This window comes from Pseudomonas sp. NUPR-002 (assembly GCF_056322725.1).
In genome coordinates, this window is record NZ_CM150476.1 from 6,139,554 (window position 1) to 6,157,471 (window position 17,918).

The following is a 17,918-nucleotide window of genomic DNA, read 5'->3' on the forward strand; positions in this document are numbered from 1 at the left end:
GCGTCAAAAGATCTGCGCACAGCGATGCCATCTCGCTAAAGCGGGATGAGGTTCAAAGGGGGACAGGAATCAAGCGCGAGGGGGTCGCCATACCCCCGACGGGGTGGGCAAAGGTACGGAATCGCTGGAAAAGTAAAGTACTACGGGACTGAACAAGGTAACGGGAGGCTTGAGGATCGAGACTTGCAGCATACCGCCAGTCTTGCATTCCTGGCCCGGCTTGCAGGGTTTGCCATGTTCGCTCGGGCTTTTCATATCGTTGCAGCAGTCCATCCCCATGTCGTCCATCATCGCCATGCCCATCGCCTTCATCGGGCAAGGTTCTGTCGGCGCCTGAACGCCCGCCATCCCGCTGAGGGGAAGCGACAGGCTAATCAAGAAAATAAGGCAAAACCGCAGATAGCGTTTCATGGGATGGAGTGTAGTCGCCGAAAATTGCTCTTACAATTGGGTGCATGGCATAAACGGCTTGTCGTGAGGCACCGCTTGGACGATACCACCCCACTTGAATTAAACCAGCATTACGGACATTCAACCGAAGCTAGAGGTAGGCTTTTTCAAGTTCCGGTTCAACCGGACCAGTCCACCTTGGTTGACGATTCATGTCTGCTGTAGATGGTGAGTCTCCCGCTGCAGCCCCTACGCCTTGTGCCTGCGCTGCTCTTGCTCACGCTGATCCTTGCTTGTGCATCGGTCGTGCTGAAGTGAATCACGGACCCGCCGGTGCCCGATTGGTCAGGCTTTCAATGCCAGTATTCGGCGTGCACCGTTCAGTACTATGAGGCCCACGACAGTTCCAATTACCAAATCTGGGTAGGAAGAACCTGTCCAGGCAACCAATGCCCCTGCTGCAATCACACCAATGTTTGCGATGACATCATTGGCTGAAAAAATCCAACTCGCCTTCATGTGTGCTCCACCTTCGCGGTGACCATAGATCATCAAGAGACAGCTCACATTTGCGACCAGTGCAACTATGCCAACTCCCATCATCAGCATCGACTCAGGTTCGCTGCCGTAGACGAAGCGTCTAGCCACCTCCACAAGCACGCTCAGAGCCAACACGATCTGAAGGACCCCCGCCAGGTGGGCCGCCCGAACTTGAAGCCGTGCACTCCGGCCGACCGCATACAGAGCAAGCCCGTAGACGGCAGCATCAGCAAACATGTCCAACGAGTCAGCAACCAGGCCAGTCGACTGGGCGATCAAACCTGCCCCCATCTCGATGACAAACATTGCGGCATTGATACCGAGCAGGATCTTCAGCGTGCTTGCCTGTTTCGAAGCAGTCAGCTTTTCATTGGCACGATTTGCTGAGGCGGCTTCCTGACTGGCCGGCTCAGTACCCAACAACGCCGCACCTAGGCCAAGTGACTCCAGCTTGGTAGCGATCTGGTCAACCGCCCCCTCATGGAAAGCGCGTACTTGTCTGCTGGTCAAATCAAAGGACAACGAATTGAGCTCAGGCAAACCATTCAGCGCGAGCCGAATCATTCGTTCTTCTGAAGGGCAATCCATCTTAGGCACAGAAAAACTGCTGACCCATGTGCCTTCATTCAAAGGCGTGGTTGCCGCTCCTGTCGTTGCAGATTTAGGGCCGCAGCCACAGGACTTCTCACAAGAAGTCATGATTCGCTTCTCCTATCAGACGCAATTTTTTCGATTAAAAACCATATAGCAGGTATAGGGTCAAGCATAGGTATACTGGGTGCTCACTCAGGAGAAGGCCATGCGCATCGGCCAACTTGCAAAGCTGACAGGGGTGGAAATTCAGACGATTCGTTTTTATGAACGTCAGGGACTGCTCCCACCTCCTAGCCGTCAGGACAACAGCTACCGAATCTACAAAACAGATCATGTGGAGAAACTGCTGTTCATTCGCCGCTGCCGATCTTTTGGAATGTCACTGGAAGAGATTGGTGTTTTACAGGGTTTCCAAGAGCAACCGCATCAACCATGCACAGCGATCAACACGCTCCTTGATACACATATCGCCCAGGTAAGGGCTCAGATCGCATCCCTACTTGTCCTCGAAAACCAGTTGGTGACGTTGCGGGGCTGCTGCGATAACGAACGACAAAGTCAGGACTGCGGAATACTTTCGGGTCTGCTGGACGGCGGCACTCCACGTCTACAACCCTGAGGTCAATGACCCTGTTTTTGATCGAGGGTCAAGCGCTAGACCTCAGAGGCGTCGGTGATCATCGACCTACCGTACGGGCAAGAAACGCTGACCGTGAAATAACCAGCCTCCGATCCAATGATCTCTACCTCAAGTATGTGGTTACGCGACTACCGACACAGAGGACGCGTGAGATCGGACAATTTCTGCCGCATAAATAAATAGGTTCCAATCGGAACCCACACGAAGAGCTAGAAAATCTCTGCCGATATCGCGCAGCAGGCCTCGATCTTGCAAAAGCGGTATTGGTAAAGCGGGGACCACCCCTTACAGGTAGCGGTTGTAGAGGGCTAGTTATGATCCGAGAAGCATACTACTTCACGATTGCGATGATCACGATAGTGGTAGCTGTGGATCTGCTAGCTATCTACATCTACTTCCGTCACAAGCCTTAAAGCTCGGAGCGATCGAAAAAATGACCCATTTTTCCCTAATGTGGGGAAATAGGTTACTCACCGGCTTCATTCCCCGCTGTCGGATTTCCCAAGGGTGCAATCTTGGAATAAACCCTGGTGGCGAGAGCTGTATTTCAGAGCTTTGCATCACGTGTGCCGCCAAACTTTAACTGATGAGATCAGCAAAATTGCTGCCAACAGGGGAAGAAGGTAGGCCGTTGGAATGAGCCCCAATAGCTGCCCGCCAATAAACGTCCCAGCAATTGATCCCAACGCCATTATCAGAATGAATGGCAGTTGTGCTCGTATTACGGAAAAACTCTTATCTCGACTGTACCGCGTAAAGCCAACAATCATAGTGGGCAGACTCACAGCAAGTGACAGGCTGCCGGCGAGCTTGATATCCGCACCAAAGAGTAGAACGATGGTGGGAATAAGTAGCTCCCCACCGGCGACGCCCATCAGCGCTGCAACTACGCCAATGCCGAAGCCCACGATAATTCCTACCACTGCCAACGTCACCCCCTGAAACAGAGGTGAGCCCGTGCTGCTGGTCTCATGGCCCAACAACAGAGCAAACGCGATTCCTACCAGCATTACCGCTAAAACTCGGTAGAGCGTTTGGCTTTTCAGCTTCGTGGCCCATCCAGCGCCGTACCAAGCACCTGCCAGGCTTCCCGCAAGCAATGTGACAATGATATCCCAACGCTCGAAAACGGCCGTGTAAGGAACACTAACGGCGCGAAAAGGCAGCGCGGTCGCTACCACAACCAGACTCATCGCCTTGTTGAGAATGACAGCTTCCAAGGCACCAAAGCCAAAAATCCCAATCAGGAGTGGCAGCCTGAACTCTGCTCCGCCAAGCCCTATCAATCCTCCCAGCGCTCCAATCAAGGTGCCACTACTAAATACCGTCAGCTTGTTTTCTGTTTTATTAGTGGTCATAGGTCGTCTATCACGCGTGTGAACGCTAGCGCGGCAGTTCCCTTACGCCAGCTGGAGATCATCTGCATCTGGGTGTCAATGGATCTTGGCCGGATTTTCGGCGAGCCAACGTTATATGGCAGGACTGACGATGTCCACGCGCGGGCTTTGCTGAAATGAGACTCGTATTCCTATTTGAGGATGTGCTGACGCGATTGCCGACGCAACGGAGGTATGAGATCGACCAGGTACTGCCACATCGGAGGGGCCTTTCCAACTTACGCCAGGTGAGTTGGAAAGGCGATTAAAATTGAGAATCAGGCGCTTGCCGTGGAATAACCGTGAGGACTTAGTGAATCGGCGTGCCCATGTGTTGCTGATGCTGCATCATCTGATCCATCATCATCTGTTGCATGCCCATGTACCTGTCCATCATGTATTGATGTTGTTTCATCTGTTCAGGTGTCATCTGGGAGTAGTGGCTTCCCATTTGGCCCCAGCCCATCATATGGCCGTTTCCTATCATATGGTCGCCCCCCATCATATGCCGGCCCATCTTACCGCCTCCACAGCAACCCATCATTCCGTCGCCCCACATCCCACTCATCATTTGCATTCCATGCTGCATCATAGCTTCGTGCTGTTGCATCAACTTCTGGCGCTGCGCAGGATCGGTTGTCTTCTGGATTAGGCTCATTTGCTCCTGCATGTTCTTCAGGTTTTCCTGCGCCTTCGCCATCTCTTGGTCAAATTGCTCGATGTTGATCGACTGCTGCGTCGGCTTGGTGGCACTAGCGTCCTGCTGCGCAAAAGCTAGGGCAGGGAAAAGCATGGCCGCTAAAGCGAGGGCGGCGAGTTTGGATGCTTTCATAATTCAGATCCTCGCAGACGATGGGAGTCAGAGAATGGTTTGCCACTAGTTAATATAGGCCTCGGTCATGAGCGTAAATTGATGTAAATCAAAGGCTGTCACTGACACCTCGATACACGTAATGAAGTAGACAGCGCATGCCTGCATTTGGCCAGGTTCTGCCGACAGCGCCGGCGTTTGGGGCTGAAGTCGCCTGGCTGTAGTAAGGATAGAAAGATTCGCCTCGGGAGGATGACGCTAATTCAGAGCATCAGTTTTGAGACAATTCAGGAGCGTCTAATAAAACGAGTAATCATAGGTCAAGTCGCTCCACAGCAACCGCGCTGCTCCTGGATCGGCGGGCACTTCACCGAACCAAACGAACAGAACACACAGCAGTCACCAGGATTCGGGCGTAGCAGAGCCTTGCAGCGGTCACACTCGTAGAAGAACTGGCAGGCGTCCGTGGGCATGACTTCCTGCTTGGCGAAGCCACAATGCGGGCAGGTCAACACAGATTCGAGGATGATGGCGCTCATGGCTGCCCCACTTATGTACGGTGCCTACCTGTAAAATACTGGAGCAGGAGCGATGGCGCGAGCAGAGGATGCTCTAAGTGCCACTATGTGGATCAGTATGCGACGTCTTCAACTTGAGAGCCCCATGAACAGAGATACCCTTGAGCAAAACCAGATACCCATCTACTTCGTCGCGGTGATAGTCGCCGCACTCGGTGGACTTCTGGCTCCATCCTCTGCTCAGGGGTTGTCGACCCTGGTTACCCCTAGCATCGCCATACTGATGTACGCGATGTTCTTGCAGATTCCCTTTCTGAATCTGCGAGAAGGGCTGCGCAACAAACCCTTCATGGCAGCGCTCCTGGTCACCAATTTCATCCTGATCCCACTGCTGGTCTGGGGGCTGACCCGTTTTCTGGAAGGCCAGCCGGCCATTCTGATTGGTGTGCTGCTTGTCCTGCTGACGCCCTGCATCGACTATGTGGTGGTGTTCACCCACATTGGCCGAGGCGACTCACGCTTGATTCTTTCAGCCACCCCCATCCTGCTGTTGCTCCAGCTCGCGTTGTTGCCGCTCTACCTCAGTCTTATGCTCAGTAGTAACTCCGGGGTTGAGATGCAGGTCGGGGTTGTACGCCGGAATCCCAGAAATTTCCGTCAGCCCAGCTCCAGTCCCGCCACGAGCGCATCCAGGTCGATGAACTTGCCGTCAGTCTGGAAGGTGTAATGCCCGTTCAGCAGGATGTGCCGCCAGGCCGCTGGCGACATCTGCGTGATCAACGCCAGCGCCTTGGCATTGCCAGCTGCCTCGTACTTCGTCAGCAGCAGGGACAGGATCGCCGAGTTGTAGAAGATGATCGCGTTGCCGATCAGCCTGGCGCACTGGTTGCTGATCTCGATTTCGATGTCGGTGCGGCCGGTCAATTCCTTCTTCCCACCGACTTGGGCGATGGTCGAGCGTAGCTGGTGATAGGACTCAATGCGGTTCTGCGAGCGGTGAACATTACGCTCCAGTTGCGGGTCGCGCAGGTAGCGCAGTGTGTAGATACTGCGGATGAGCTTGTCGAACTCGAAGATTGCGCGCCGCGTCGGGTTCGGCGCCGTATAGGTGCACAGCTTGCGGATCAGCGTGCCCTGCGTCATTTCCTTCAGGCCCAGTGTGGCGACGATTCGGTCGATGTTCGCCTTCTCACCGACGATGAGTTGCCGGTCGATCTGGCCAGCCGGCCGGATCAGGCATTTCTCGTACAATGCCAGATCATCGGCGCAATACAGCTCCTGCAACTGGTCGTCGAGGTCGGTGAAGCGCGGCTCGAAACGAAGTCCGAACCAGTGCAGGATGGCGAAGTTGGCCTTGTTGATGCTGTGCATGTCGCCGGTGATCGCGCTCGGCACGATGTCCGACGTGTTGCGGTACCAGATGTCGAACACGTGGTGAGCCTCGTACTCGTGTGCGCCTATCAGGTAGCCGTTCAACGGCACGTGATTGCACAGCAGCGTGTAGGCGACGACGCCCTTGCCGCGGCCGAAATATTTGCGCGAGTAGCGCGCCTTCACAGTTGGTCGCTCGACGCCGAATTTCTGCCCATCAACGGCACCGTACAACGAATCGAGGTCGAACGAGTAATGCGGGAAGATCGGCAGTGCGGCGATGGCGTTGCTGATGCAATCGTTGGCCACATGTAGCGTCGCCTGGCGCAGGTACTGCTGGTAGGTACTCTCCAGGACGTGGTACGGGATGTCGCTGGTACGTGCCATAACCTGGTTGCCGTGGTTCATGGCTTGGGCAATGATCACCGCCATCAGACTGTCGGCGTCGGCTACCTTCTTCGCATAGCGTGGCTGCAATGGTGTCAGCGCCGACAGGAACTGGCACTGACCGTTGACGAAGCGAAACACGTCGGCGACATCGCAGTATGGCAGTTGCTCGTAGAGAGCTTGCTCGCGCGCCTTCTGGTTCTCCCCCTTGGGCTTGCGCCAGGTCAGTCTCTGCGTGTCCTTGTCGTATTCCAGGTGCGTCAGCTTGCCCTGTTTCAGCTCGCGATTGAACGCCACCCATTGCGCACGCAACTCGGCCGCCAGTGCATCGAGCTGGGCACTGACCGGCTGCCGCAGGAAGGGGATGTCCATCTGCGCGAGCACGGCGGCTTTCTCGTCCATCGAAACCAACTCGTCGGACAAATGCCGGTGCTGCAAGCTGTCGTCAATGTAGAGCTCGCCCGCCTGGAAGCGTTTCCTGACCTGACGGTAAAGCCAGAATTCGTAACGATCGGCATGCAGGCCTGTCGGCGTGCCTTCGGCATCGAACATCAGCAGGTACGGACGCAAGCGTTTCGGCAGCGTTGCCGCCGGACATTCGTCGAGTGGCCGTTGTGATAGGCGCTGCTGCTTGGCGAACACGCTCTTGGCCCAAGTCAGCGCCGCGAGCCATGGGTTATCGGGGGCCGTGCCGGCGAAGTCGAGCGCGACGTACAGCGGCCGTAGATGGCGTCGAATGCGTTCGGCCAGGCCGTCCACCGCCTGCCAGTGCAGCGCCAGTTTGTTCAGTGGCTTGACGCTCATGCGCTGCGCCGTGTTTTGCAGCAATTCCCTGGACATGATTTTGTAGGCGCGTTGGCGCACCTCGCCGAACGGCGTCGGATCGGCCACGCTGTCGTCCACGTACAGCGACAGCAGGCGGCCAACCTGCGGCGTTTCCTGATGGCGTCGCAGCTGTTCGGCGACAAAGGACTGTTTCGCACCCGTGCGGCTCTCGTCCTCAAGTTTTTTCATGTGGAAGGCCATCGCGTCGACCAGGTTGTCGGTGAGCTGCCGGTAACGTACCCAGGCATAGCACAGCAGGTAGAGCCGGGTCTGCTCCGCCTTCAGGTGGCGCAGGTCATGGACGGTATAGAAGTTCGCCAGGCTCGCGTAGTACAGCAGGTTCTGCTGCGAGATGCCGAGCTTGGGCAGCAGCGCCTTGGCGATCCCGTGCAAGGACTTCAGCGTGGCGCGCTTCTCGCGCTCCCCTGCCATCTGACGCCAGCCGAAATCTTTAGCGTCCTGCTTGAGCGCTGCCAGTTGAGACAGGGTGTCGTCACGCACCAGGAGCTGGCCCAGCGCAGCTTTGGCCGATTCGTCCAACACTTCTGCCAGCAAGCCGCCCAAGCGCCTGCGTTCGGTGGACAGGGCTTCACTGACCAGCTCTTGTAAGGTGGTGTGGCCGGGCCGGATGATTTTGTGCTCGCTGAGCCAAACGATCAGTTCGGCGGCCACGAATCCTGGCATTACGTCGCGCCGCACGATCTGTTCAGCCTGCTGTGCCAGTTGCGGCAGGAAGCTAGCCGCCCACGACCGGTAGCCGAACAGTTCGGCGATCTGACCCCTCTGGCTGTAGTGCTCATGCTTGGTGATCGCCTTGCGTTCGAACGCTTCGCCGTGGAAATAGCGACTCAGCACGAAGGCGCAATCGTCCTCGACCTCATGCCAATCGAAGCGGAAGAAAGCATGCTTGGCCTTGAAGTAGCCGATCTGCAAGACGCAATAGACTTGGGCCTGCAGGCTAGGCCGGCTGCTGGCGAACGCCAGTTCAGATTCGGCCAACGCCAGGTATTCCAGCCGCTGAGCATCGTCGAAGTCCGGTAGGCCGTACAAGGCTTCCTGCTCTGCGTCAGAAAAGACGGTGAGTAGCTTATTCTTGTTGCTCATCGACCGTCCTTCCCGCACCACGCCAACCTGCTCGCGTCAATGTTTCGATCAACGTAGTGCGCTTGACATTGAAGTTGCGGCACACCGCCGCCTTAGACATGCCGCCATCGAGCGCGGCGACGATGGCGTCCAGCTTCTCACCAGTGATCGCCTGCGGCCGGCCGCCGATCCGGCCGCGTTTGCGTGCGGCGGCCAAGCCCGCGACGACGCGCTCCTGAATCAAGGCGCGCTCGTACTGCGCGAGCGCACCGAACACCTGGAACAGGAATTCGCCCGAGGGCGTCGTAGTGTCCAGGTTCTCTGTCAGCGAGCGGAACGCCACCCGCTTGTCCTTGAGCGAAGTCACAATGGCGAGCAGGTGCGACAGCGAGCGACCGAGCCGGTCGAGTTTCCACACCACCAGCACATCGCCGGCTCGAACGAACTCAAGCGCCCGCGCCAAGCCGGCACGGTCATCCTTCGCGCCAGAGGCACGATCCTCAAACAGGTGACGCGGATCGACGCCGGCGGCGAGCAGCGCGTCGCGCTGCAAGTCCGTGCTCTGGCGGTCGGAGTCCGACGACACGCGCATGTAGCCAACCAACATAGGCGGATAACCATCAAAAACAGGTTTCCGCATAATAGTGAATAGCGATAGAGTTTTCCGTACATTTTTGAGGGGGTGTTGCACAGGTAGCACAGCGGCGGCTGACAGCCTGTCGCAAAACAAATGTTTTACGACACCTCCTTGAGGTTGCCGCGTTTACATCATTACCTGAACAGGTATAAAATTCCGTCATGACAAACAAAGAAAAACCGCTCGAATGGATCGCGAGCAGCCACAAGGATTTGATGGCGTTGCCGTCCGACGTGCGTCGCCGTTTCGGTTACGCGCTCTCGTTGGCGCAGATAGGCGATCAGGATGACGCAGCAAAGGTGCTCAAGGGGTTCGGTGGTGCCGGCGTGCTGGAGGTCGTCGAAGACGATGCCGGCGGCACCTATCGAGCGGTATACACGGTCAAGTTTGCGGAAGCGGTGTTCGTCCTGCACTGCTTCCAGAAGAAGAGCAAGAGCGGAATCGCCACGCCAAAGGCCGACATGGACATCATCCGCGCTCGGCTGAAGGTGGCCGAGGTATTGGCACAGGAGCTACGAAATGCAAAAACGAATCATTGAAGGCGTCGAGGTTCAGCGCAGCTCGGGCAACGTCTTTGCCGACCTTGGACTGCCTGACGCTGAAAAGCTCAAGATCAAGACCGGCCTGGTGGTCGAGATCAGGAGGGCCATGCGCGCCCTTGGGCTGACTCAACAAGCGGCGGCCAAACGCATGGGCATCCCGCAACCGAAGGTGTCGGGCATGATGCGCGGCGACTTCACCAATCTATCCGAACGCAAGCTGATGGATTGTCTGAATCGCCTCGGCTACGACATCGAAATCAAGGTACGGCCAGCAGCCGAGCCGATCGGGCATCTAACGCTCGCAACCGCTTAATCGGAGCTCTCCTGATGGCAGCCCGCATCACCGACGACGAATGGGACGAACTGACTCCCGAGAATTTCGATACCACGGCACTGCTGCGTGCAGTCGATGCCGTGGACGTGCTGCGCGGCGATTTGAATGACAGCGCAGACGGCGCACCTCCGCAACTGCGCACCGACCTGTTGAAGCTGCATCAACTGGCAATGGCCGCGTTCAACGAGGGATCACGCAGCCGAGTGGCTGAGCTATTTGATCTCGCCGTGGATCTTCAGGATCAGGTTGATCATCTGATGACCTCGCTGGAACAAGTGCAAGAAACCCTGTCCCGGTTGACGGCGCTCTACCCAGAAAGCCTGTCCTGAATGTTCTTGGAGACAACCACATCATGAGCCGCAGCCGCCGCAAAACGCCCATCGTTGGGCACACGACCTGCCGTAGCGAGCGCGAGGACAAGAAACTCTGGCATCAGCGCTGGCGAACCCACGAGCGCACCGCGCTGGCCAGCGCGTCGCCGGAAGCTCTATGCGCCCATCTGCCTCTACTGGAAAACCAGGTCAGCAACGTCTGGTCGATGGGTAAGGATGGCCGCTCCTACTGGCCCATCAAGCGCCAGGCCGCCACGGCGGATCGCATTGCCAACCACAAGGGACGCAATCCGCAAGAGCGCGCCTCCCTGAAAAAGCGTCTGCTGCGCAAGTGGATGAGCAAATGAACCTGTCCACCATCGAGGCGCTGGCTATCGCTTGGGCGCGAATCGCTGAAGAAGCAGAACTCCCAGCCGGCTACGAGGGCACGGCGACGCCAGAGGCGCATCGGGCCTGCGAGGTGATCCAGGAGCGGATTCGAGAGCACGTCGTCGCCACCAATGACATGCGGCTGTTCGGCCTGCTGCACCTGCTTGGGCAGGCGTCGCTGCGCATGGAGCAAGCGCTGTGGCCGGAAGAATATGTGCGGATGACCCGCGAGGTCGAGGAAGCTCTCCGAGAGGCCGACGACCCCAACGCCAAGTCGTACACCCACGAAGAAGTCATGCGGGCGATGCAGGAACTCATCGACCAAGCGCGAGACAAGCCATGTTGATCGGCTGACGGAAATTTCTGGGTTTCCGGCTTACAACCCCAGGTCGGCCCGTTTCTCGAAGCCTTCCTTGTGCTGATCGTGGCCCCCCTGATTCTGGCCCTGCTGACCGAAACCCTGCTCAAACGCTCCACAGTAGTAAAAGTCTGGGCCGATGCCTGGGCCTGGTTGCCGGTACCGGCAATGGCTGCAGTACTGATCGCAGTGGTCGGCTCCCAGATCGCCCCTGTGGTGAACCAGATCGAACTGCTCGCCCCGGTGCTACCTGTCTATATCGCCTTCGCTTTCCTGGCCCCAATGATCGGCGCCTTGGTCGCGAAGATGTTCAAACTGCCCGTCGGAGCGGCCAGGGCGGTGACATTCAGTACCTCGACGCGCAATTCGCTAGTGGTCCTGCCGCTCGCCTTGGCCTTGCCCGAAGAACTACGCGGACTCGCTGCCGCCGCAGTCATCACCCAGACCCTCGTTGAGTTAGTCTTCGAGCTGATCTATGTTCGAGCGATTCCATCGCTCCTTTGCCGGAATCGATCGGCGACCACAGCGTCTCTCAGTCGCTGACTGCATCACGAAACCGGCGCCTGCAACCTCCACTTTCGCTCTGCTGTCCAGCCAAAGATCAGACCCGGCGGGGTGAAGCTGACAGCTGCGGCGGGCGACTCTTGCCCAGATGATGATGCAGTCGTGGCATCAGGTAACCGGCGTCAATACCCACGCCCCTGAGTGTTGCCGAGGCGAAGTTTCTTTGTTTAGGCAAGCCCACGAAGTACAAACCGGGCACCTGGCTGGCCACACCGTGGTGCTGCAGCACACGCCCACTCCGGTCTGCGACCGGGAGGCCTGTCAGGAAATCAAGGTTTGGCTGGAAGCCCGTCGCAAAGATCAGCGCATCGACCTGGGTCGTGCTTCTGTCCGGCCAGACAACAGAATCGGCTAGCACTTGCTGGAACATGGCCCTGCGCCGGAATCGACCGGAGTTGAGAGCTTTCCGGTACTTACCGGTATCGAGCACGGGCGTACTCTGGTCACTCAACCATCGTGTTTGCTCCAGCTTGGTGAATTTCAGCCAGGTATGAAAATCGAGTCCGAGGATTCGCTGCGGGAAGAAACGGATTTTCTCGCGGGTAGCCAGCACTACCTCCGCGACGCCTGCAAGCTCATAGGCGATCTGGACAGCTGAGTTCGCAGCTCCAACCACTACAACACGCTGGCCAACAAAGGGCTTTGGCGTTCGATAAGCCGAGCTGTGCAAACAAGTCCCTGAAAAGCCCTCCAGCCCAGGAACACTGGGTGTAAACGGACGGCTAAACCCTCCCGATGCTACGACCACAGAACGCGCGGTGAAGATTGCTCCGGTGTCGCAGTGGACCTCAAACATCTTTCCCTTCTGCGCTACGCCCATCACTCGAGTACTTCCCTGAAAAGGAAGTCGAAACTCGACAGCGTAGGCTTCCAGGTACTGCACCACCTCGTCTCGTAGTGGATAGCTCTTGGGGTCACCAGGAAACGGCAGCCCTGGCAACGCCGAGTATTCCGCCGGCGAGAACAACTGCAGGCTGTCGTAGTAGTTACGCCAGTTTCCGCCTGGGCGTGTCTGCTCATCGATGATGAGAAAATCCAAGCCGTGTTGCTGCAAGTGCCAACCAAGCGCCAAACCTGCTTGGCCTCCCCCAACGACAATTACATCCAAAGTACGACTCGATTCATTCATATGTGCACACTCATGCATATATCAAGAGAAAAAAAGCCAAACTACGGGCAGCACAGCGAAACAAGACCCTTGGTTCGCTGGAGGAGTATCTCCAAACGTTCAACGATCGCCCCGCCATTCACTTCATAGAAAACCTGTCTGCCCACTTTGGTGGCTTTCACGATGTGAGCGTCGTGCAGCACCTGTAAGTGCCTTGAGATCACGGAGCGCTCCTGCGGCAAGGCTTTTGCGATTTCGCCGACATCCGCCCTCCCTAGCTGAAGCACGCGCTTGAACACCGCGACCCTAGAGGGTTCGCAGAGAGCTTTGAAGAAGGCTTCATCCAGCGACTCGATGGCAGCATCGATAGCTTGGGCGCGGAGATTATCGGTAGTCATCATGAGCACAATATATGTGCATGAAGACGCACATGTAAAGCCACCCATCATCACAAGCTTGCGATACATTCGGAAAAGCGTATATTCGGAAAACCATATGCACGGAGAGTATCTAGTGATGACTGGCAAGATTCGCGTCCTGTTTGTTTGCACCGCCAACGCTGCTCGCCCCCAGCTCGCCGAAGCATTGCTCCGACACACAGACCCCGTGCGCTTCGAGGCTTTCAGTGCAGGTACTCAGCCTGGCGAAGTCGACCCGCGAACCTATGCCGCCCTTGAGCACCTCGCCATCGACTCCAGCGCCCTGCGTAGCAAGTCCATCGACGAGTTTGCCGGTGAACACTTCGACTACGTCATTACCCTCTGTGACAAGGCCGCCCAGGAATGCCAAGCGCTTCCGGCTTATGGCGAGCAGCTGGTATGGAGCTTCGAAGACCCTGTCACCAGCGACAAACACGACGCCTTTCGCCACACGCTCCACGAGATTCATGAGCGCATCAAGATGTTCGTCCTCGTGAAAACCAAACACTGAGAACCGCAATGACTGACTCGCTGACCCCCACCAAGGTTTTCAAATGTCTCGCCGACGAGACCCGCATTCGGATGATGTTGCTGATCGCTCGCGAGGAAGAGCTCTGCGTCTGTGAACTGACCTGTGCGCTGGAAGAAAGCCAGCCCAAGGTTTCCCGCCACCTGGCGCAATTGCGCACGTGTGACCTGCTGGAAGACCGCCGCCAGGGTCAATGGGTTTACTACCGGCTACATCCCGAGCTGCCCGCTTGGGTACGCGAGGTCCTGGCAACGACGCTGGAGGCCAATCGCGAATGGCTGAGCACCAGCTCCAAACGACTGGACACCATGGGTGACCGCCCACAGCGCGTGGCCTCCTGCTGCTGATCACTGCCGAGAAAAGCCGATGAAAGTTCTGTTCCTCTGCACCGCCAATAGCTGCCGTAGCATCCTGTCCGAAGCCGTTTTCAACCACCTGGCCCCGGCCGGTATGAACGCCTTCAGCGCCGGCAGCCAGCCCAAGGGCGAGGTGCATCCGTTGTCCATCGCCACGCTGCAGCGCGCCGGTATTTCCACCGATGGTCTCAACAGCAAGTCCAGTGATGCACACGCCGAGCTCGCCCCGGACTTTGTCATCACCGTCTGCGACAAAGCCGCTGGCGAAGCATGCCCCGTGTTCTTCGGGCCGGCAGTGAAGGCCCACTGGGGGCTTTCTGATCCGTCCGACTTGCAAGGTAGTGCCGCCGAACTGGATGAGGCTTTCGACGCCACGCTTGAACACATCAAGCGCCGCATTACGGCATTCCTCGCATTGCCTTTTGAACAACTGGATGCCGCCCAGCTCAAGGCCGAGCTGGCACGCATCGGAACGCTCTGACGTTAAGGGAGATTCACCATGAGCAAGAGCCGCCTTTCATTCCTCGATCGCTACCTAACGGTCTGGATCTTTTTGGCCATGGGCCTTGGCATTGGCCTCGGCAGTCTCTTCCAGGGACTGCCTGCATGGCTGAACAGCCTGTCGGTTGGCTCGACAAACATCCCCATTGCCATTGGCCTGATCGTCATGATGTACCCGCCATTGGCGAAGGTGAAATACGAGGAGCTGCCACAGGTCTTCAAAGACAAGCGCATCCTCGCCTTGTCGCTGATTCAGAATTGGGTGATTGGCCCGGTGCTGATGTTCGGGCTGGCTGTCGTTTTCCTCTCCGACAAGCCCGAGTACATGACCGGCCTGATCCTCATCGGCTTGGCACGCTGCATCGCCATGGTGCTGGTGTGGAACCAGATCGCGGGCGGCAACAACCAGTACGTTGCGGGCTTGGTCGCCTTCAACAGCATCTTCCAAATTCTGTTCTTCAGCGTGTATGCCTGGATCTTCTTGGACCTTCTGCCGCCGCTGTTCGGCCTGGAAGGTAGCATCATCGAAACCAGCTTCATCGAAATTGCCCAATCGGTACTGATCTATCTGGGTATCCCATTCCTGGCTGGCTTCCTGACCCGCAAGATCCTGATCAGCCGTAAGGGCTCCGCATGGTACGAGGAGCGCTTCATTCCGAAGATCAGCCCGCTGACGCTCGTAGCGTTGCTGCTGACCATCGTCGCTATGTTCAGCCTGAAAGGCGACATGGTGCTGCAACTGCCTCTGGATGTGCTGCGCATCGCCATCCCACTGACCATCTACTTCGTGGTGATGTTCTTCATCAGCTTCTGGATGGGCAAGCTGCTGGAGGCCGACTACCCACGCACCACCGCGCTGGCATTTACCGCTGCCAGTAACAACTTCGAACTGGCCATTGCCGTGGCCATTGCCACTTTCGGCCTTGCCTCGCCGGTAGCGTTTGCCACCGTCATAGGGCCTTTGGTGGAAGTACCGGTACTGATCTCCCTGGTCGGCGTTGCCTTGTGGCTCAAGCGTCGCTGGTTCGATCAGCCATCTGGTGCCTTGTCCCAGGAGTGAAATCATGACCGAACACCATATCCCCAACATCGACAGTGATCTGATCGATCTGCCTTCTTCCGAAAAGCTGGCTATCGAGCAGCAGTCCACTCACAAACCGCGCATCCTGCTGCTGTATGGATCAACCCGAGAACGCTCTTTCAGCCGCCTTCTGACCGAGGAAGCAGCCCGCCTGCTGGAGCACTTCGGTGCCGAGACGCGGATTTTCAATCCGTCCGGCCTGCCGCTGCCGGATGACGTACCCGACGACCATCCCATGGTCAAAGAGCTGCGCGACCTGGTGCTCTGGTCGGAAGGCATGGTCTGGTGTTCGCCAGAACGCCACGGTGCGATGACCGGCGTGTTCAAGTCGCAGATAGACTGGATTCCGCTGAGCATGGGGGCTGTGCGCCCGACGCAGGGCAAGACCCTCGCGGTGATGCAGGTCTGCGGTGGCTCGCAGTCGTTCAACGTGGTCAACCAACTGCGCGTGCTCGGCCGCTGGATGCGCATGTTCACCATCCCTAACCAGTCGTCAGTGCCGAAGGCCTATCTGGAGTTCGACGAGAAGGGCCGCATGAAGCCTTCTGCGTACTACGACCGTGTCGTCGACGTGATGGAGGAGCTGGTGAAGTTCACCCTGCTTCTACGTGATCGCGCCGACTATATGGTCGATCGATACTCCGAACGCAAAGAGTCGGCTGAAGAACTATCGAAGCGCGTCAATCAACGCTCCATCTGAGGCTTTTGAGCATGCAACTGCACCCGTATTCCGTGCTGACTACTCCACAGTTGATCGGCCAACTGATCTTCACCCCGTGCCCTGGTACCAAGGACACGTCGGTCTCCCAGGCTCTAGCGACACTGCGCGATGCCGGTGCGAGCGCACTGGTAACCCTGATGCCGGATGAAGAGCTGCTGCAGAACGAGGTTGATCTACTGCCTGAGGAATGCCAGCTGTTGGGCCTCGAGTGGTTCCACCTGCCGGTGGAGGATGATCAGGCTCCCGGCGAGCCCTTTGCTGCCGCCTGGGAAACCCATCGGGAGCGCCTAAAAGAGCTGGTGATGGCTGGCAAATCGATCGCTATTCACTGCAAGGGTGGCTCGGGCCGTACCGGCTTGTTCGCAGCCCGCCTGATGATCGAGTGCGGCATCCCTGTGCACGAGGCCATCGCTCAGGTTCAGGCCCTGCGCCCGCGAGCGATTCAAAACCCTGCACACGTCAGCTACATCAATCAGTTCACCAATACCCTCTGACCGCTCGCGAACCGCGACTCGAGAACAAGAACATGGCAATCAAAGTAGGCATCAATGGGTTTGGACGTATCGGTCGCTTGGCGATGCGCGCGTCCTGGGACTGGCCGGAATTCGAATTCGTACAGATCAATGACCCGGCCGGGGACGCTGAGACCCACGCCCACCTGATCAACTTCGACTCGATCCACGGACGCTGGCACCGCGAAGCAGGTGCAGAAGGCGACTCGGTGGTGATCGATGGCAAACGCATCAAGGTCACAGCGAACAAGACCATCGCCGACACCGACTGGTCGGGCTGCGACCTAGTCATCGAGGCCAGCGGCAAGATGAAGTCGGTAGCCGTGCTCCAGGCCTACCTGGATCAGGGCGTCAAACGCGTGGTGGTCTGTGCCCCGGTGAAGGAAAAAGGCGCGCTGAACGTGGTGATGGGCGTAAACCAGCACCTGTTCGACCCGGCTCAGCACCGCATTGTCACCGCCGCTTCGTGCACCACCAACTGCCTGGCTCCTGTAGTCAAAGTGATACACGAGAACCTGGGCATCCGCCACGGCTCGATCACCACCATCCACGACCTGACCAACACCCAGAGCATCCTCGATACACCGCATAAGGACCTGCGCCGCGCCCGTGCCTCAGGCATGAGCCTGATCCCGACCACCACCGGTTCGGCTACAGCGATCGCCGAGATCTTCCCCGAACTGCGCGGCAAGCTGAATGGTCACGCCGTGCGTGTACCGCTGGCCAACGCCTCGCTGACTGATTGCGTGTTCGAAGTGGAACGTGAGACGACGGCTGAAGAGGTCAACGCGCTGCTGAACGCGGCTGCCGAAGGGCCGCTGAAAGACATCCTGGGCTACGAAGAACGCCCTCTGGTGTCCATCGACTACCGCACCGATCCGCGGTCCTCGATCATCGATGCACTGTCGACTCTGGTGGTCAACGGCACCCAGGTGAAGATCTACGCCTGGTACGACAACGAGTGGGGCTACGCCAACCGTGCGGTTGAACTGGCACGCCTGGTCGGCGCAGCGGAGTAAA

General features: G+C 57.6%; 22 protein-coding genes and 2 pseudogenes. 15 read left to right on the plus strand and 9 right to left on the minus strand.

The features are described from left to right. Positions 1-69 precede the first annotated feature (69 nt). Both ACVWSC_RS28280 and ACVWSC_RS28285 read right to left on the minus strand, forming a co-directional pair. On the minus strand, positions 70-411 hold the full coding sequence (locus tag ACVWSC_RS28280) for a hypothetical protein (protein WP_442110832.1): 342 nt from the start codon (positions 409-411) through the stop codon (positions 70-72). Positions 412-735: 324 nt separating this feature from the next. Continuing rightward, positions 736-1,629 carry a cation efflux transmembrane domain-containing protein gene (locus tag ACVWSC_RS28285; RefSeq protein ID WP_442110834.1) on the minus strand — a complete coding sequence of 298 codons (894 nt, stop codon included), beginning with the start codon at positions 1,627-1,629 and terminating at the stop codon, positions 736-738. A 100-nt stretch (positions 1,630-1,729) separates the two neighbouring features. Here ACVWSC_RS28285 and cadR point away from each other — a divergent pair, with 100 nt between their 5' ends. Continuing rightward, positions 1,730-2,143 (plus strand): Cd(II)/Pb(II)-responsive transcriptional regulator, encoded by a 414-nt coding sequence (gene cadR, locus ACVWSC_RS28290; RefSeq protein WP_442110837.1) that lies wholly within the window; start codon positions 1,730-1,732, stop codon positions 2,141-2,143. 581 nt (positions 2,144-2,724) lie between these two features. Here cadR and ACVWSC_RS28295 read toward each other — a convergent pair. The 3 genes from ACVWSC_RS28295 to ACVWSC_RS28305 all read right to left on the minus strand — a co-directional run bounded on the left by ACVWSC_RS28295 (position 2,725) and on the right by ACVWSC_RS28305 (position 4,890). Further along, positions 2,725-3,522, minus strand: coding sequence for a sulfite exporter TauE/SafE family protein (locus ACVWSC_RS28295; protein WP_075046334.1), 798 nt, complete (start codon positions 3,520-3,522; stop codon positions 2,725-2,727). A gap of 328 nt (positions 3,523-3,850) precedes the next feature. After that, positions 3,851-4,372 (minus strand): hypothetical protein, encoded by a 522-nt coding sequence (locus tag ACVWSC_RS28300; protein ID WP_442110839.1) that lies wholly within the window; start codon positions 4,370-4,372, stop codon positions 3,851-3,853. Positions 4,373-4,671: 299 nt separating this feature from the next. Beyond that, positions 4,672-4,890, minus strand: coding sequence for a GDCCVxC domain-containing (seleno)protein (locus ACVWSC_RS28305; RefSeq protein ID WP_442110841.1), 219 nt, complete (start codon positions 4,888-4,890; stop codon positions 4,672-4,674). A gap of 124 nt (positions 4,891-5,014) precedes the next feature. On the opposite strand from ACVWSC_RS28305, the pseudogene ACVWSC_RS28310 reads away from it, so the two are divergent. Beyond that, positions 5,015-5,497 (plus strand): annotated as a pseudogene (locus tag ACVWSC_RS28310) (arsenic resistance protein); the annotation flags it as partial. A gap of 29 nt (positions 5,498-5,526) precedes the next feature. Here the strand turns inward: ACVWSC_RS28310 and ACVWSC_RS28315 are convergent. Then, a complete protein-coding gene (locus ACVWSC_RS28315; RefSeq protein WP_065761565.1) occupies positions 5,527-8,556 on the minus strand; it encodes a Tn3 family transposase in 3,030 nt (1,009 codons plus the stop codon). Continuing rightward, positions 8,540-9,142, minus strand: coding sequence for a recombinase family protein (locus ACVWSC_RS28320; RefSeq protein WP_010465829.1), 603 nt, complete (start codon positions 9,140-9,142; stop codon positions 8,540-8,542). The genes ACVWSC_RS28315 and ACVWSC_RS28320 overlap by 17 nt, the downstream gene beginning before the upstream one ends. A gap of 191 nt (positions 9,143-9,333) precedes the next feature. Between ACVWSC_RS28320 and ACVWSC_RS28325 the strand changes: the two genes are divergently transcribed. The 6 genes and pseudogenes from ACVWSC_RS28325 to ACVWSC_RS28350 all read left to right on the plus strand — a co-directional run. Further along, positions 9,334-9,711: a type II toxin-antitoxin system RelE/ParE family toxin gene (locus tag ACVWSC_RS28325; RefSeq protein WP_003151133.1), complete on the plus strand. Its 378-nt coding sequence runs from the start codon at positions 9,334-9,336 to the stop codon at positions 9,709-9,711. Then, positions 9,692-10,027 carry a helix-turn-helix domain-containing protein gene (locus ACVWSC_RS28330; RefSeq protein WP_001172026.1) on the plus strand — a complete coding sequence of 112 codons (336 nt, stop codon included), beginning with the start codon at positions 9,692-9,694 and terminating at the stop codon, positions 10,025-10,027. The genes ACVWSC_RS28325 and ACVWSC_RS28330 overlap by 20 nt, the downstream gene beginning before the upstream one ends. Positions 10,028-10,041: 14 nt before the next feature. Then, the gene (locus ACVWSC_RS28335) at positions 10,042-10,377 is read left to right on the plus strand and encodes a hypothetical protein (protein WP_000741275.1); all 336 of its coding nucleotides are present in this window, start codon (positions 10,042-10,044) and stop codon (positions 10,375-10,377) included. A 23-nt stretch (positions 10,378-10,400) separates the two neighbouring features. Further along, entirely contained in the window at positions 10,401-10,727 is a 327-nt protein-coding gene (locus ACVWSC_RS28340) for a hypothetical protein (protein WP_000091614.1), read from the plus strand. Next, the gene (locus ACVWSC_RS28345; RefSeq protein WP_023103794.1) at positions 10,724-11,095 is read left to right on the plus strand and encodes a hypothetical protein; all 372 of its coding nucleotides are present in this window, start codon (positions 10,724-10,726) and stop codon (positions 11,093-11,095) included. The genes ACVWSC_RS28340 and ACVWSC_RS28345 overlap by 4 nt, the downstream gene beginning before the upstream one ends. A gap of 42 nt (positions 11,096-11,137) precedes the next feature. After that, a pseudogene (locus ACVWSC_RS28350) lies at positions 11,138-11,650 on the plus strand (arsenic resistance protein); the annotation flags it as partial. Between the two features lie 58 nt (positions 11,651-11,708). Here the strand turns inward: ACVWSC_RS28350 and ACVWSC_RS28355 are convergent. Then, positions 11,709-12,800 (minus strand): NAD(P)-binding domain-containing protein, encoded by a 1,092-nt coding sequence (locus tag ACVWSC_RS28355; RefSeq protein WP_442110844.1) that lies wholly within the window; start codon positions 12,798-12,800, stop codon positions 11,709-11,711. A gap of 41 nt (positions 12,801-12,841) precedes the next feature. Next, a complete protein-coding gene (locus tag ACVWSC_RS28360; RefSeq protein WP_084589153.1) occupies positions 12,842-13,180 on the minus strand; it encodes an ArsR/SmtB family transcription factor in 339 nt (112 codons plus the stop codon). Positions 13,181-13,295: 115 nt separating this feature from the next. Here ACVWSC_RS28360 and ACVWSC_RS28365 point away from each other — a divergent pair, with 115 nt between their 5' ends. Genes ACVWSC_RS28365 through ACVWSC_RS28395 form a run of 7 tightly spaced genes read left to right on the plus strand, consistent with a single transcriptional unit; the run spans position 13,296 to position 17,917 of the window. Beyond that, on the plus strand, positions 13,296-13,709 hold the full coding sequence (locus ACVWSC_RS28365; protein WP_442110847.1) for an arsenate reductase ArsC: 414 nt from the start codon (positions 13,296-13,298) through the stop codon (positions 13,707-13,709). Between the two features lie 8 nt (positions 13,710-13,717). Then, a complete protein-coding gene (locus ACVWSC_RS28370) occupies positions 13,718-14,074 on the plus strand; it encodes a metalloregulator ArsR/SmtB family transcription factor (protein ID WP_028944961.1) in 357 nt (118 codons plus the stop codon). Positions 14,075-14,093: 19 nt separating this feature from the next. After that, positions 14,094-14,564 (plus strand): arsenate reductase ArsC, encoded by a 471-nt coding sequence (locus tag ACVWSC_RS28375; RefSeq protein WP_442110849.1) that lies wholly within the window; start codon positions 14,094-14,096, stop codon positions 14,562-14,564. Positions 14,565-14,582: 18 nt separating this feature from the next. Continuing rightward, complete coding sequence (arsB, locus tag ACVWSC_RS28380) at positions 14,583-15,644, plus strand: ACR3 family arsenite efflux transporter (protein ID WP_442110851.1); 1,062 nt, start codon at positions 14,583-14,585, stop codon at positions 15,642-15,644. A gap of 4 nt (positions 15,645-15,648) precedes the next feature. After that, entirely contained in the window at positions 15,649-16,365 is a 717-nt protein-coding gene (arsH, locus tag ACVWSC_RS28385; RefSeq protein ID WP_442110853.1) for an arsenical resistance protein ArsH, read from the plus strand. Positions 16,366-16,376: 11 nt separating this feature from the next. Continuing rightward, positions 16,377-16,880 (plus strand): cyclin-dependent kinase inhibitor 3 family protein, encoded by a 504-nt coding sequence (locus ACVWSC_RS28390; protein ID WP_197875463.1) that lies wholly within the window; start codon positions 16,377-16,379, stop codon positions 16,878-16,880. 32 nt (positions 16,881-16,912) lie between these two features. After that, positions 16,913-17,917 carry an ArsJ-associated glyceraldehyde-3-phosphate dehydrogenase gene (locus tag ACVWSC_RS28395; RefSeq protein ID WP_442110855.1) on the plus strand — a complete coding sequence of 335 codons (1,005 nt, stop codon included), beginning with the start codon at positions 16,913-16,915 and terminating at the stop codon, positions 17,915-17,917. The last annotated feature ends 1 nt before the right edge of the window (position 17,918 follow it).

Bases quoted from the DNA above. Each gene is read 5' to 3' on its own strand.
- arsB (WP_442110851.1), top strand. From the start codon at position 14,583: ATGAGCAAGAGCCGCCTTTCATTCCTCGATCGCTACCTAACGGTCTGG.
- arsH (WP_442110853.1), top strand. From the start codon at position 15,649: ATGACCGAACACCATATCCCCAACATCGACAGTGATCTGATCGATCTG.
- ACVWSC_RS28355 (WP_442110844.1), bottom strand. From the start codon at position 12,800: ATGAATGAATCGAGTCGTACTTTGGATGTAATTGTCGTTGGGGGAGGC.
- ACVWSC_RS28365 (WP_442110847.1), top strand. From the start codon at position 13,296: ATGACTGGCAAGATTCGCGTCCTGTTTGTTTGCACCGCCAACGCTGCT.
- ACVWSC_RS28305 (WP_442110841.1), bottom strand. From the start codon at position 4,890: ATGAGCGCCATCATCCTCGAATCTGTGTTGACCTGCCCGCATTGTGGC.
- ACVWSC_RS28360 (WP_084589153.1), bottom strand. From the start codon at position 13,180: ATGATGACTACCGATAATCTCCGCGCCCAAGCTATCGATGCTGCCATC.
- ACVWSC_RS28315 (WP_065761565.1), bottom strand. From the start codon at position 8,556: ATGAGCAACAAGAATAAGCTACTCACCGTCTTTTCTGACGCAGAGCAG.
- ACVWSC_RS28300 (WP_442110839.1), bottom strand. From the start codon at position 4,372: ATGAAAGCATCCAAACTCGCCGCCCTCGCTTTAGCGGCCATGCTTTTC.
- ACVWSC_RS28295 (WP_075046334.1), bottom strand. From the start codon at position 3,522: ATGACCACTAATAAAACAGAAAACAAGCTGACGGTATTTAGTAGTGGC.
- ACVWSC_RS28370 (WP_028944961.1), top strand. From the start codon at position 13,718: ATGACTGACTCGCTGACCCCCACCAAGGTTTTCAAATGTCTCGCCGAC.
- ACVWSC_RS28375 (WP_442110849.1), top strand. From the start codon at position 14,094: ATGAAAGTTCTGTTCCTCTGCACCGCCAATAGCTGCCGTAGCATCCTG.
- ACVWSC_RS28320 (WP_010465829.1), bottom strand. From the start codon at position 9,142: ATGTTGGTTGGCTACATGCGCGTGTCGTCGGACTCCGACCGCCAGAGC.
- ACVWSC_RS28330 (WP_001172026.1), top strand. From the start codon at position 9,692: ATGCAAAAACGAATCATTGAAGGCGTCGAGGTTCAGCGCAGCTCGGGC.
- ACVWSC_RS28335 (WP_000741275.1), top strand. From the start codon at position 10,042: ATGGCAGCCCGCATCACCGACGACGAATGGGACGAACTGACTCCCGAG.
- cadR (WP_442110837.1), top strand. From the start codon at position 1,730: ATGCGCATCGGCCAACTTGCAAAGCTGACAGGGGTGGAAATTCAGACG.
- ACVWSC_RS28390 (WP_197875463.1), top strand. From the start codon at position 16,377: ATGCAACTGCACCCGTATTCCGTGCTGACTACTCCACAGTTGATCGGC.
- ACVWSC_RS28345 (WP_023103794.1), top strand. From the start codon at position 10,724: ATGAACCTGTCCACCATCGAGGCGCTGGCTATCGCTTGGGCGCGAATC.
- ACVWSC_RS28340 (WP_000091614.1), top strand. From the start codon at position 10,401: ATGAGCCGCAGCCGCCGCAAAACGCCCATCGTTGGGCACACGACCTGC.
- ACVWSC_RS28395 (WP_442110855.1), top strand. From the start codon at position 16,913: ATGGCAATCAAAGTAGGCATCAATGGGTTTGGACGTATCGGTCGCTTG.
- ACVWSC_RS28325 (WP_003151133.1), top strand. From the start codon at position 9,334: ATGACAAACAAAGAAAAACCGCTCGAATGGATCGCGAGCAGCCACAAG.
- ACVWSC_RS28280 (WP_442110832.1), bottom strand. From the start codon at position 411: ATGAAACGCTATCTGCGGTTTTGCCTTATTTTCTTGATTAGCCTGTCG.
- ACVWSC_RS28285 (WP_442110834.1), bottom strand. From the start codon at position 1,629: ATGACTTCTTGTGAGAAGTCCTGTGGCTGCGGCCCTAAATCTGCAACG.